Annotated in this window: 11 protein-coding genes; 5 read left to right on the forward strand and 6 right to left on the reverse strand. The window is 65.0% G+C overall.

Annotated elements, in window-relative coordinates:
* Nucleotides 1–17: 17 nt before the first annotated feature.
* The 3 genes from MKD49_RS14265 to MKD49_RS14275 are packed head-to-tail and all read right to left on the reverse strand — an operon-like array spanning nt 18 to nt 3,240.
* Nucleotides 18–938, reverse strand: a complete 921-nt coding sequence (locus MKD49_RS14265) for an SMP-30/gluconolactonase/LRE family protein (protein ID WP_252696606.1) — start codon at nt 936–938, stop codon at nt 18–20.
* The gene (locus MKD49_RS14270; protein WP_134134350.1) at nt 935–2,281 is read right to left on the reverse strand and encodes an MFS transporter; all 1,347 of its coding nucleotides are present in this window, start codon (nt 2,279–2,281) and stop codon (nt 935–937) included. Before MKD49_RS14270 ends, MKD49_RS14265 begins: the two co-directional genes overlap by 4 nt.
* 11 nt (nt 2,282–2,292) lie before the next feature.
* A complete protein-coding gene (locus tag MKD49_RS14275; protein WP_252696607.1) occupies nt 2,293–3,240 on the reverse strand; it encodes an amidohydrolase in 948 nt (315 codons plus the stop codon).
* Nucleotides 3,241–3,367: 127 nt separating this feature from the next.
* Here MKD49_RS14275 and MKD49_RS14280 point away from each other — a divergent pair, with 127 nt between their 5' ends.
* Nucleotides 3,368–4,249 (forward strand): LysR family transcriptional regulator, encoded by an 882-nt coding sequence (locus MKD49_RS14280; RefSeq protein WP_121040882.1) that lies wholly within the window; start codon nt 3,368–3,370, stop codon nt 4,247–4,249.
* Between the two features lie 117 nt (nt 4,250–4,366).
* On the opposite strand, the gene MKD49_RS14285 is transcribed toward MKD49_RS14280, so the two are convergent.
* The 3 genes from MKD49_RS14285 to MKD49_RS14295 all read right to left on the reverse strand — a co-directional run bounded on the left by MKD49_RS14285 (nt 4,367) and on the right by MKD49_RS14295 (nt 7,357).
* Entirely contained in the window at nt 4,367–4,864 is a 498-nt protein-coding gene (locus tag MKD49_RS14285; RefSeq protein ID WP_209583318.1) for an SgcJ/EcaC family oxidoreductase, read from the reverse strand.
* A gap of 168 nt (nt 4,865–5,032) precedes the next feature.
* On the reverse strand, nt 5,033–5,716 hold the full coding sequence (locus MKD49_RS14290) for a response regulator transcription factor (protein ID WP_134134346.1): 684 nt from the start codon (nt 5,714–5,716) through the stop codon (nt 5,033–5,035).
* Between the two features lie 12 nt (nt 5,717–5,728).
* Complete coding sequence (locus tag MKD49_RS14295; RefSeq protein WP_252696608.1) at nt 5,729–7,357, reverse strand: HAMP domain-containing sensor histidine kinase; 1,629 nt, start codon at nt 7,355–7,357, stop codon at nt 5,729–5,731.
* A 156-nt stretch (nt 7,358–7,513) separates the two neighbouring features.
* On the opposite strand from MKD49_RS14295, the gene MKD49_RS14300 reads away from it, so the two are divergent.
* From MKD49_RS14300 to MKD49_RS14315, 4 genes are all read left to right on the forward strand, one after another.
* On the forward strand, nt 7,514–8,533 hold the full coding sequence (locus tag MKD49_RS14300; RefSeq protein ID WP_252696609.1) for a GNAT family N-acetyltransferase: 1,020 nt from the start codon (nt 7,514–7,516) through the stop codon (nt 8,531–8,533).
* Nucleotides 8,534–8,840: 307 nt separating this feature from the next.
* The gene (locus MKD49_RS14305; RefSeq protein WP_252696610.1) at nt 8,841–9,962 is read left to right on the forward strand and encodes an alpha/beta hydrolase; all 1,122 of its coding nucleotides are present in this window, start codon (nt 8,841–8,843) and stop codon (nt 9,960–9,962) included.
* Nucleotides 9,963–10,429: 467 nt separating this feature from the next.
* A complete protein-coding gene (locus MKD49_RS14310) occupies nt 10,430–11,107 on the forward strand; it encodes a YitT family protein (RefSeq protein ID WP_252696611.1) in 678 nt (225 codons plus the stop codon).
* A 115-nt stretch (nt 11,108–11,222) separates the two neighbouring features.
* A complete protein-coding gene (locus MKD49_RS14315; RefSeq protein ID WP_121040894.1) occupies nt 11,223–12,482 on the forward strand; it encodes a nitrate regulatory protein in 1,260 nt (419 codons plus the stop codon).
* Nucleotides 12,483–12,484 lie beyond the last annotated feature (2 nt).

Below are 12,484 nucleotides of genomic sequence, written 5' to 3' on the forward strand. Positions count from 1 at the left end.
CAGTCAGGGGACCACGCTCAAGCGTGGGAATACATGGGCAGGCCGGCCACCGGCACGTCGGCGCGCAGGATGGATCCGGTCTGGGATTCGGTGATGAAGAGGCTCTTGCCATCCACTCCGCCAAAGGCCAGGTTGGTGGTCGAGATGCCGGCCGTGGAGCGGATGCGCAGCAAGGGTTCGGCAAACTTCGACAGCCGCCAGATGGAACCGAAGCCGGTGTGGGCGATGTAGAGGCAGCTCTCGGCATCCAGCGCCAGGCCATCAGGACCGGCCATGCCGCCGTGCAGGTTGGCGAACACGCCGACCTTGCCGACCACGCCGTTGTGATGCAGCGGGATGCGCCAGATCTGCTGTGCCCGCGTGACCGCCACCAGCAGGTGGTTCAGGGCCGGGTCGTAGACGATGCCGTTGGGGCTGGGGATGGTGTTGATGAGGCAGGTCAGCTGGCCATCAGGCGCCAGGCGATACACGCGCCCGGTGGCATCCTGCAGGCCGGTCTGGCCCTGGTCGGTGAAATAGATCTCGCCCTTGGGACCGAACACCAGGTCATTGACGCCCTTGAAGCCTTCCGAGCCGACCGTTTCCAGCAGCGGCGTGACGGTGCCGGTATCGGGATCGAGCTGCACCAGGCCGCGCTTGTAGTCGGTGATGACGATGCGGCCGCTCTTGTCGATCTTCAGGCCATTGGGCCAGCCGTCGTATTCAGTGACCAGTTCCCATTGGCCGTCCATGCTGATGCGGAAGATGCGGCCATAGGGAATGTCGGTGACGTAGAGCCGGCCCTGGCGGTCGAAGGACGGCCCTTCGAGGAAGGAATCGATGGGCAGGCCGCCCCGGTTGGCATCGCCCCAGGCATTCTTGCGGGAGGACCTGAAATGATCGGGCAAGCGCGTGAAGACGCTGGCTTCGACCGTGGGAGGCGGGGCAAAGAAGCTCATGCTGTTTCCTTGGAAGTGGAAGGGGCACGGGACGGATCACCCAGTGCCAGCGTGATGACGGCACCCAGCAGCAAGGCACCGGCCACGAAGATCAGCGGATAGGTAAAGCCCTGGGTGCTTTCGCGGATGAAGCCGATCACCGACGGGCCGACGAAGCCGCCCAGGTTGCCGATGGAGACGATCAGCGCCAGGCCGCCGGCGGCCGCGCGGCCGGTCAGGAAGCCCGAAGGAATGGCCCAGAAGGTCGCCTGGAATGACAGAATCGAGGCCACCGCTATGGTGATGGCCAGCATCTTCAGCAGCGGCGTATGCAGGAAGGCCGAAATGGCCAGCGACAGCGCCGCCAGCACGATGGCCCCGGCCACGAAGAACAGGCGGTGCGCACTGCGATTGGCCAGGCGCGCCCACAGCGTCATGGCCACCGCGCCGACCAGGTAGGGAATGGCCGCCACCAGGCCGACCTGATGCGAGGGCAGTCCGAACTCGCGGATGATCTGCGGCAGCCACAGGCCGATGCTGAGCGAACCGATGATGCCGCAGAAATTCGCACCAGCCAGCGCAAAGACACGCCAGTTGGTGAAGGCATCCTTGAGCTTGTTGCCATGGCGGGCGGCCAGCACGTTCTGCTCGGTGGACAATTCGTTTTCCAGCCACTGCTTTTCAGAAGGCGTGAGCCAGGCCGCCTTGGACGGACGATCCGGCAGCAGGAACAGGCAGAGCACGCCCAGCAGCACGGCCGGCAGTGCCTCCAGCAGCAACAGCACCTGCCAGCCCTTGAAGCCCCACATGCCGTGCAATTCCATGAGCGCACCCGACAGCGGCGAACCGATGATGTTGGCCACCGGGATGCCGATCAGGAAAAAGGCCGTGGCCTTGCCGCGCCAGGCACCGGGGAACCACTGCGTGAAATACAGGTAGATGCCCGGCGTGAAGCCGGCCTCGGCCATGCCCAGCAGGAAGCGCGCCAGTGCAAAGCTCTTGGGGCCGACCACGAAGGCGGTGGCCATCGAGATCACGCCCCAGGAAATCATGATGCGCGAAATCCACATGCGCGCGCCGAAGCGATGCAGCGCCAGGTTGCTGGGAATCTCGAAGAAGAAGTAGCCGATGAAGAACAGACCCGCGCCCAGACCGAATTGCGAGGGCGTCAGGCCCAGGTCCTTGTTCATGGTCAGCGCGGCGAAGCCGACGTTGATGCGGTCCAGATAGCTGACCACGTAACACAGCAGGATGAAGGGGATGAGGCGGCGCATCACCTTCTTCATGGTGGCTTCTTCGCTGACGGCGGTGGCAGTGCCGGCTGCGGCGGCGTGCGCCGCGGCTTGGGTGGAAACCTGCGACATGGTGTTCTCCGTCAGAATTGGTAAAGGCGGGCGGGGTTGTCGACCAGTACCGTGCGCAGCATCGCGTCGGACCCCAGCCATGTCGTCATCACATCAAGCAGGCGCGCATCATCGGGCTTGTGCTGCTCGGTCGGATGCGGCCAGTCGCTGCCCCACACGACCTGCGACGGTGCGGTCTGCACCAGGGTGCGGGCCAGCGGCGCGACATCCTCGTAATCGGGCGCACCACGCTTGCTGTAGAGGTAGGCACCGGAAAGCTTGACGCTGGCGCGCTGCTCGCGCATGAGTCCCGTCACGAAGTCGAAGACCGGATGGCCCGGACCGGCATGCAGGGGGATGCGCGCAAAGTGATCGAAGACCAGCGGCACCGGCAGCGCCGACAGCAGCGCGCGGTTGGCCAGCAGCACGTCATTGGGCATATTGACCTGGAGATGCCAGCCCAGCGCTGCCACGCGGCGCGCCAGAGGCTCCATCATCTCCACGGTGGTGACCGATCCCAGCGCCAGGTTGAAGCGCAATCCGCGCACGCCGGCCTGATGCAGGCGCTGCAGCTCGGCATCGCTGACCTGGTCATTGACCACCGCCACGCCGCGGGCAGTCGCACCCAGTTGCGCCAGCGCATCGAGGGTGCAGCTGTTGTCCACGCCATAGGCCGAAGGTGTCACCACCACGTTGCGCGTCGTGCCCAGCCGCTGCTGCAGGCGGCGATACATGGGGACGGTGGCCGGAGCGTGCAGCAGCTTGGCACCCGGTGCCCACGCGAAACGCGGGTCGTAGATGTGCATGTGGCAATCACAGGCATCGGCGGGCAGGCGGCTGGCGGCGTGTTGCGTGCCGGCAGAGTGCGCATAGGGCTCGGTTTGCGCACGCGCCAGCGGCAGCCGGGCGATGGCACCGAGGCCGAGCGCGAGCCGTGTACTGTGCCGCAGGAAAGCGCGCCGGGAAGGCAGGTCTTGCATCGTGCTGGTCTCCGTGTTGTCGTCGCCGCAAAGGGCGAGGGTTCTTGTTTGGAGGGCAGTCTACGTGCGGGGATATTTAATGTATATTTGCTTTTATTTTGTTATCCATAACTTTCAGGAATGAATCATGGACTTCCGCGATCTCAAGTATTTCGCCGTCATCGCCGAGGAAGGGCACGTGGGACGGGCGGCCGAGCGGCTCTTCAAGACGCAGCCGGCGCTGACCAAGTGCATTGATCGCCTGGAAGAACAACTGGGCGCACCGCTGTTCGAACGCGTGGGTCGCGGCATCCGCCTGACACCGGTGGGCGAGGCCCTGCTGCACCGCGCACGCCGCATCAGCCTGATGATGGACGAGACTGCACGTGAGATCGGCGACTACGCGCACGGGCGCGAAGGCAACATCCGCCTGGGCTGCATCCCGACCCTGGCCGAACACATCCTGCCGGGCATCTGCCAGCAGTTGCTGGCCGAGGCGGAGAAGGTCACGATCGATCTGAAGGTGTCGATGAACGATGCCCTGCTGGAGGGCCTGAAGGCGGGAGAACTGGATGTGGTGCTGGGGCCGATGATCCAGGATGACGAGCTGTTTCACACCGAAGAAATCATGCGCGACGAGATGGTCGTCATGGCCAGCCCCAATCACCCCATCTTCGACCGCAAGATCCGGCTGCGCCATCTGCTGGAGTATCAATGGGTGCTGCCGGCGCAATCGGTACTGAGCCGGCAGTGGCTGGACAACGTCTTCGACCGTCATCACCTGTCGCGTCCCACGGTGCAGATCACCCCGACGGTGCTGAACATGATCATGCCGCTCATCGAGCGCAGCAATTTGCTGGGCTTTGCTTCCAAACTGAACCTGCTGGCCGGGCGCAATCACCTGCGCGAGGTGGTGCTGAAAGAAACCACGATGCTGCGCCGGATGGGATTGAGCTACCGGCGCGATACCTATCTTTCGCCGGCGGCACTGAGGCTGATCAAGATCATTCGCGGGACCACGCTGGACTGATGGGCAAGACGCCCGCTGGTCCGCCCTGCGGCGCATGCCCATTCCTTCGTCTTGGCGATGACAGCAGGACGAACCAGCGCAGCGATTTATCGTGATCCGCTGCCCCGGCAATGCGCCTCAGCGAATCGCCTGCTCCGGCATGGCCGAGGAGTGATGGTGGGCGATGAGCCACTTGCCGTCCTGCCACTCATAGACATAGGTGTAGCGCGCCTGCACCTTCTTGCCATCGGCGAACTTGAAGGTGTAGGTGCCGACGTCCTGGGCCACGTTGCAGCCGATCTTGACGATGCGGCTGTCGATCGTGCCTTGCGGACCGCTCTTGAGGAACTTCACGAAATAGTCGCGAATCTCGGCCGGGTTGGTGCGCGGCTGGTTGGAGACGGTCGGCAGCAGCACGCCGTCGGCGGCATAGTTGGCCACGACCTGGTCCGGATCACCCGTGCGCAGGGAGGCGTTCCAGCGATCGAACAAGGCTTCGATCTGCTTCGGGGTGGCGGCTGCGCAGGTGGCGCTGGCAGGCTGTGCGGCCGCTGCGGTCTGAGCCGCAGCCGGCAGCCCCGTGCCGATGCCAAGGCCGGCCAGGGTCAACAGGGGGATGGCGATACGATAGTTCATCAGGTTTCCTATCAGGGGGACTGGTTCAGATGCCGTCTCCGGCACCGCGCCACGAAGACGGCGCAACACCATTCTGGAGAGGCGAGATGAACCTCAACCCGCGATTTCCATGAAGGCTCGCTGAGCGGGAGATGAACGCAAGATGAACGGCGGCCGCTGGCCGGCCCTTCACGCAGGCTGGTCGTCGAGGCGATAACCGAGTCCGCGCACGGTCTTGAGCAGGGGCAGATCGTGGCCCTCGTCGATCTTGCTGCGCAGGCGGCGAATGTAGACGTCCACGATGTTGGTCAGCGGATCCTCGTTGGCCCCCCAGACGTTGGAGAGGATGCGCTCGCGGCTGTAGAGCCGGCCCGGTGCGCTCATCAGCAATTCCAGGAAGGCCAGTTCCTTGGCCGTGAGCGTGATGGGCTTGCCGGCGCGCGTGACCTGCATGCGCTCGCGATCGAGCACCAGATCGGCCACTTCCAGCACGGTCGCCACGGTGCGCTGCTCGCGTCCGCGACGCAGCAATGCCTCGATGCGGGCCAGCAATTCCTCGAAGGCGAAGGGCTTGGTGAGATAGTCGTCCGCGCCCAGGCGCAGGCCGGCGACGCGGTCGTCGACATCGCTGAGCGCCGTCAGCATCAGGATGGGGACGTGATTGCACTCGGCGCGCAGCGTCTGGCACAGTTCCAGCCCGGTCATGCCGGGCAGCATCACGTCCAGCAACAGCAGCGCATGCTCGCCTTCGCGGGCCAGCTGCAGGCCGTCCGGCCCGGTGCGCGCATGCTGTACGCGGTAGCCTTCGGCACGCAGTCCACGCGAGAGGAAATCGGCCACGCGGGCGTCGTCTTCGATGATGAGGATGTTCATGGTGATGCAGGATCAGTGGTATCGGCTGCCGGATATCGGTGCGGGATGGCGCGGCAAGTCGATGGTGACGCAGGTCCCCTCTCCGGGTGTGCTCTGCAAACGGATCTCCCCCTGATGCGCATGCAGGATGGCGCGCGCGATCGACAGCCCGATGCCGGTCCCGTCGGCCCGATGCGCCCGCGCACGGCGGCCGCGCACGAAGCGCTCGAAGACCTGCGGCAATTCGTCGGCATCTATGCCGATGCCCTGGTCGGTGATCAAGATCTGCACCCGATCCGGCTGCTGCAGGCATTGCACGCTCACCACGGCCCCGCGCGGGGAATAGCGGATGGCATTGTCCAGCACGATCACGATGGCCTGGCGCAGGCGCTCCGCATCCGCCATCAGCCAGCAGGCATCGGCCTCCGGGAAAGGCAGGCGCTGCACGCTCACCTGATTGTCCGCGCCCAATGCTTCGGCAACGTCGGCCGCATCGGTGAGCAGTTCGTGCAGCTGGATGGGCTGCGGCTGCATCACGATCTGGTCGGCTTCGGCCTTGGCGATGAGCAGCAGGTCATTGATGCGGCCGGTGAGCTGCTTGCTGTCTTCGACGATGCGCTGCAGGGCCTGGCGATATTCCTGCGCCGGCTTGTCCGCGCCGCGCAGGGCGATCTCGGCTTCGCCACGGATGGCGGTGGTGGGGGTGCGCAATTCGTGGCCGAGATCAGCGAACAGCTGGCGTCGCCGCAGGTCGATGTGCTGCAGGGTTTCATGTGCATGGCGCAGTTCGCCGGTGCGCGCCTCCACGGCCTCTTCCAGCCGGCGCCGGGCGGCATCGGCATCGGCGCGGTGCTGCTGCAGTTCGGCGGCCATGGCATTGAAGCCCTCGGCGACGCGATCGAATTCATCGCCGGAACCGACCGGTACACGATGATCGAGCTGGCCCGCGCGCAAGGCGCGCACGCCGTCCAGCAAGCGTTCCAGCGGCCGTTGCAGGCGGCGTCCCAGGTGCAGCGCCAGCAGTGCCGCTCCCAGCAAGGTCATGATGACCATGAAGATGGCCTGGGTCCGAACCCGGTCCAGGCCGCGTTCGGTGGCCAGGCGCGCAATCGGCACCGCCTTGCGCTGGCGCTCGATGGCTCCGTTGAGCAGCTCGCGCAGGTCGCGTCCGCGCGCCATGTCGAAGACTTGATTGATCTCGCGCCAGACGCCCGAGAATTCGGCATCGCCCCGCAAGGGGGCCAGGGCCAGCAGGCGGGTCTGCACGGCGGCGATGTTGTCGCTCAGCAGGTCAGCCACCGACGCCAGCTGTTCGACATCGGCGGGGATCGGCACCTGGTCGCGCGCGGCGATCTCGGTCCACAGCGTGATGTCGCGCCGTGCCAGTTGCTGCAGGCGCGCGGCACTCTCCTGCATGCTGGCCAGCAGGCGGTCGCGTACCTCGGGCGAGGCATCGGCATCCATCAGCTGCTGCGAAGCCCACACGCGCAAGCGCTGCTTGTTGGCGGACAGTTCCAGCAGCTCGGACTGGATGTCGCTGGCCAGCCGGCTGTGCTGCGCATAGTCATTGACGCGGTTGGCACCCCAATAGACGAAACCGGCCTGCACGCAGACCAGCACGACCAGCAAACCAAAGGCGAGAGAAAGCCTGAGACGAAACATGAGCGATGCACGAGGAGGGGCAGGGAACGTGGAGTGTACACGGAACAGATCACCGCAAGATCACGGCTGCCCGCAGCCGGCACGCCAGCCCCGACACGGGTATGCTGATAGCCCCGCTACCACCTGACCGATGCCCGCGCCCCCCGGTCCCGCAAGATGACCCGCTCTTCCCTGCTCCGCCTGGCCCCGCTGGCGCTGTTCCGGCAAACCCTCCCCTCGGATCTCGACCACCTGGTCGCCCTGCGCATCACCGCCATGCGTCCCAGCCTGGAGCAGATCGGGCGCTTCGATCCGCAACGGGCGCGCGAGCGCTTCACCAGCGGCTTCGTGCCGGAAGTGACCTTCCACATCATGCAGGCGGGCCAGGCCGCAGGCTTCTTTGTGCTGGAGCGACAGACCGACAGGCTGCGGCTGCGTCATCTGTATCTGCATCCGGACTTCCAGCATGGCGGCCTCGGTGCGCAAGTCCTCAGGCGCATCCTGGCCGATGCCCGCCGCCATGGCTGCAGCGTGCAGCTGGCTGCATTGCGCGATAGCCCGGCCAATGGCTTCTATCAGCGCCATGGCTTCGTGCAGGCCGGCGAGGGAGAATGGGACATCCTTTACGAGCATCCCCGGCCTGCAGACGCCACCGCAGCGCATGCACCTGAAGCTGGCGTCATACGCTGGCTGGAGCACGCCGACCTTCCCGCACTCGATACGATCCTGCGCCAGCATGTCCGCGATCTGCACGATGGCAGCATGGTCGAGGCCGAGATCGCCGCCATCCGGCAAAGCATGAACGGCGAGCGGGATGCCGATGGGCGCTATCGCAGCTATCTGGTGGCGCGTGATGCGCAGGGCGTCGCGCTGGGCTGCATGGCGCTGTCGGGTCCGGATGCGCGCATCAGCAGCCATCTCGCAATGGATACGCAGGGACAAGGGAGCGCGCTCGAATTGCTCAATGTCTTCGTGCACCGCGATGCGATGCGCGGACGGGGAATCGGCCGTGCACTTTTGCAAGCCGCCTGCGATGAGGCCCGTGCGGCCGGGGCCACCAAACTGGTCGTCAACAGCGGGCCGCGCTATCGCACCAGCTGGGGTTTTTACGACCATCTCTTCGATGCCAGCCACGGAATGATGATGGATTACTACGGCGCAGGCCGGCATGCCAAGGTGTGGAGCATGGCGCTCTGAACAGCGCACGCATGGCCACTCCGATGGGGTGGTCGTCACAGCTGCAGGCGAACACACACCTCTATCCATTAGCCAGGCTAATAAGGTAATTAAGCATTGATTAGCTAGTCAGTCCTGCGGTCCCCTGACAGACTTTGTTCTGTCCCGGAGAGGTTCCCCCCTGACCGCCCGGGGCACATCACGGCGCATGGTCCGTGTCCACCAGGACGACAGCCGCCGGGCCTCTGCCCGGCGGCTGGTGGGTTGCGCGCCGATATGAACTTCCTTTCCCCCTTGGCGTCCCGGGGGGCCATTGACCGGAAATGCAATGAACGAACCGACCCAATCCGCAGAAAACCCGCTCCGTCCGGAGCCGTCCACCGTGAGCCGCCGCAGCATGCTCAAGGCAGCTGGCGCCGGCCTTGCCGCCCTGGGAACCACCTTCATGACCACTGCCAACGCCCAATCCAATCAAACTACTGCACTGCCGTTCAGCGCTGACGGCACCCTGTGGGACAAAACCTTCGCGCGCAGCGACAAGGTCGAGCACCGCAAGGTCAGCTTCCGCAACCGCTACGGGATCGTGCTCGCAGGCGATCTCTATGAACCGAAGAACATCAGCGGACGCATTGCCGCCATCGTTGTGAGCGGGCCATTCGGCGCCGTCAAGGAGCAATCCTCCGGACTGTACGCCCAGACCATGGCCGAACGCGGCTTCGTCACGCTGGCCTTCGATCCCTCTTTCACCGGCGAGAGCGGCGGCGAGCCGCGCAATGTCGCCTCGCCCGACATCAATACCGAAGACTTCAGCGCCGCCGTCGACTTCATCGGCCTGCTGCCCCATGTCGATCGCCAGCGTATCGGCATGATCGGCGTCTGCGGCTGGGGTGGCATGGCCCTCAATGCGGCCGCTGTAGACAAGCGCGTCAAGGCGGTGGTTGCCAGCACCATGTACGACATGACGCGCGTGCTCTCGCGCGGCTACAACGACAGCGTCACGCTGGCCCAGCGCACGGAGCTGCTGGAGCAGCTCGGCCAGCAACGCTGGAAGGATGCCGAGCGCGGCACGCCGGAACATGGTCCGGTCATGAACCAGCTCAAGGGCGGCGAGCCGCCATTCCTGGTGCAGTATCACGACTACTACCGCACCCCGCGCGGCTTCCATCCGCGCTCGGTGAATTCGAATGCCTCGTGGACCAGGACCATGCCGCTGTCCTTCATGAACATGCCCATCCTCAGCTACATCAAGGAAATCTCTCCGCGCCCGCTGTTGCTGATCCATGGCGAGCAGGCACACTCGCGCTACTTCAGCGAAACCGCCTTCGCCGCCGCCGCCGAGCCCAAGGAACTGATGATCATCCCGGGGGTCGTGCATGTGGACCTGTACGACCGTGTCGACCTGATTCCCTTCGACAAGCTGACCAGCTTCTTCCGCACGCACCTGGCCTAGCCGCTGCAGGCGATCAGGGGTGCCACATCCATGCCCTGATCGCTTTCTCCCTCCTTCTTCGGGCCACGCAGAGTGCGCTGGCCCGATCCACGTTGCCTGTGCGGTGAGACTCATGCGCCCGATCGATGAACGCAAGTGGATTGATCTGTAGCGCAGATGAATGCCAACGCGCCAAAGACCCGTCACCTTCCCTCCTGCGGCCAGTTCCTTGCACCAGCAAGGTGAATCCTGCTGCCTTGCTGCTCTTTTTTGCATTGGCACATTTCCTGCTAGCCGAGAAGTGTTGCAGCAGCGCCGCGCCGCCTCATCCGGCGGTCGCCGCACTGCAACAAATCCTTTACCATGCGCACCTGCGGCGGCTGTCGGCGATTGAAGGCAGCTGCACACTGATGACTGGGTCAGCTTACCCGCCGGCCTGGCCATTGACGTGACGCGTTCGTTATCCACGATTGATGATTGGTATTGCCATGACGACTTCCACTGCGGATTCCTCGCCCTCCTCGCCGATTGCCTCCGCGCCCGCTGCGCGGGCAACGGCTCCTGCCACCCCGGCCGTGCGCCACAGCTGGATCGACAACCTGCAGGGCCAGCTCTTCGGGGTGGTGATGATCGCCTTCGGCATGTCCATGCTGCACAGCCTGGGCCTGATCATCGGCCAGATCGCCGGCGTGGCCTTCCTGGTGACCTATGCCACCGGGATCAGCTTCGGCATGGCCTTTACCCTCATCAACCTGCCCTTCTACCTGCTGGCCGCCTTGCGCATGGGCGCGGCCTTCACCTGGCGCACGCTGGCGGCCGTCACCGCCGTGTCGGTGCTGACCAACGTGGCCGGCAACTACATCAGCTACAGCCACCTCGATCCCGCCGTGGGTGCCGTGCTGGCCGGCCTGTGCGTGGGCATTGGCCTGATCGGCCTGTTCCGCCACCAGGCCAGCTGCGGCGGCATGAGCATCCTGGCTACCTATGTGCAAGAGCGCACCGGCTTCAAGGCCGGCTGGCTGCTCATGGGTTTCGACCTGGCGCTGTTTGCGACGGCGGCGCTGTTCCTGCCGATGGATCGCGTGTTCTATTCGCTGGTCGGCGCCATCACGATGAACCTGTTCGTGGCGTGGAATCATCGCTACGAGTGGTATATCGCCCGCTAGCGCTGGCAGGGGAAGCGCCGGGCGGGGCGATTCCATTACAATCCGGGACATCCATGCATCGCACGAATCTTGCTCGCGATGCGGCCAGCCATTGTGATTCTTAGCCCTGCCCGCCATGAGCCAAGTCCTGAACTACCTGATCACCGCCCGCCGCTGCGAAGCGGAAGAACTGCAACGCCTGGCGCACACCTGCCAGCTGGTACTGACCGTGGGCAAGCTCATCCATTGCCTGCAGCAGGAACGCGGCCTGTCCAACATCTATCTCGGTTCGCGCGGCGAGCGGGATGCGCAGGCCTGGCAGGAGCGCGTGGCCGCCAGCCAGGCGGCCCAGTGCGAGTTCGACACCTGGCTCGGCTCCACCGTCCCCGACAACGCCCTCTCCAACGGCGCTCGCCTCTACACCCGCATCGCCTTCGCCCTGCATGCGCTGGACGGGCTGCCCAAGCTGCGCGCCGATGTGGCCGCACTGGCCTGCACCCCGGCGGCCAGCTACGAGCGTTTCAAGACCGTGGTGGGTGCCTTGCTGGCGCTGGTATTCGAAGCCGCTGACGTGGCGGTGGATCCGCAGATTTCGCGGTTGCTGGTGGCGCTGTTCAACCTGATGCAAGGCAAGGAATTTGCCGGCCGCGAACGGGCCGCCGGAGCTGCCGCCTTCGTCACGGGCAAGATCACGCGCGAACAGGAACAGACCATCGAGACCCAGATCGAGATGCAGGAACAGGCCCTGCGCCGTTTCGAATCCTTCGCCGAAGGCTTCCGCAATGAATGGAGCGCCATGCAGGCCACGCTGCCGCTGGCCGATCTGGAACGCCTGCGCCGCAAGCTGCTCACCGCCCACGGCCGGCCGCTGGATCCCGAGCTGGCCGATGCCTGGTATCAGTGCTGCTCCACCCGCATGGATGGCCTGCATCGGGTCGAGATCCATCTCGCGCAATACGTGCAGTCGCAATGCCAGGACAAGATCCGCGAATTGCAGAAGGACCTGGACCATCAGGGCCAGTTCTTCACGCAGGCCGATGACCGTGATCCGCTGGCCTCGCTGACGGCCTTCGCCTCCGGCCTGGATGGCCAGCCGTTGCCGGACGGCTCGCTGAGCGCGGGCGTGGGCCCGCACCTGACCCAATCCATCGTCGACATCCTGCGCACCCAGTCCGAACGCCTGCAGAACCTGACCCAGGAACTGGCCACCGTGCGCGAGAGCCTGGAAGAACGCAAGCTCATCGAACGCGCCAAGGGCGTGCTGATGATGAAGCAGGGTCTCAACGAAGAGGCCGCCTATCGCCTGCTGCGCAAGCATGCGATGAACCAGAACCGGCGCATTGCCGAAGTGGCGCAGGCGATCCTGTCGCTGACCGAGATCCTGCCGGACGCCTGATC

Source organism: Herbaspirillum sp. WGmk3 (assembly GCF_023952535.1).
Taxonomy (GTDB): domain Bacteria; phylum Pseudomonadota; class Gammaproteobacteria; order Burkholderiales; family Burkholderiaceae_D; genus Herbaspirillum; species Herbaspirillum huttiense.

Excerpts from the sequence above, each read along its gene's own strand:
- MKD49_RS14265 (WP_252696606.1), bottom strand. The coding sequence starts at position 938 with ATGAGCTTCTTTGCCCCGCCTCCCACGGTCGAAGCCAGCGTCTTCACG.
- MKD49_RS14270 (WP_134134350.1), bottom strand. The coding sequence starts at position 2,281 with ATGTCGCAGGTTTCCACCCAAGCCGCGGCGCACGCCGCCGCAGCCGGC.
- MKD49_RS14275 (WP_252696607.1), bottom strand. The coding sequence starts at position 3,240 with ATGCAAGACCTGCCTTCCCGGCGCGCTTTCCTGCGGCACAGTACACGG.
- MKD49_RS14280 (WP_121040882.1), top strand. The coding sequence starts at position 3,368 with ATGGACTTCCGCGATCTCAAGTATTTCGCCGTCATCGCCGAGGAAGGG.
- MKD49_RS14285 (WP_209583318.1), bottom strand. The coding sequence starts at position 4,864 with ATGAACTATCGTATCGCCATCCCCCTGTTGACCCTGGCCGGCCTTGGC.
- MKD49_RS14290 (WP_134134346.1), bottom strand. The coding sequence starts at position 5,716 with ATGAACATCCTCATCATCGAAGACGACGCCCGCGTGGCCGATTTCCTC.
- MKD49_RS14295 (WP_252696608.1), bottom strand. The coding sequence starts at position 7,357 with ATGTTTCGTCTCAGGCTTTCTCTCGCCTTTGGTTTGCTGGTCGTGCTG.
- MKD49_RS14300 (WP_252696609.1), top strand. The coding sequence starts at position 7,514 with ATGACCCGCTCTTCCCTGCTCCGCCTGGCCCCGCTGGCGCTGTTCCGG.
- MKD49_RS14305 (WP_252696610.1), top strand. The coding sequence starts at position 8,841 with ATGAACGAACCGACCCAATCCGCAGAAAACCCGCTCCGTCCGGAGCCG.
- MKD49_RS14310 (WP_252696611.1), top strand. The coding sequence starts at position 10,430 with ATGACGACTTCCACTGCGGATTCCTCGCCCTCCTCGCCGATTGCCTCC.
- MKD49_RS14315 (WP_121040894.1), top strand. The coding sequence starts at position 11,223 with ATGAGCCAAGTCCTGAACTACCTGATCACCGCCCGCCGCTGCGAAGCG.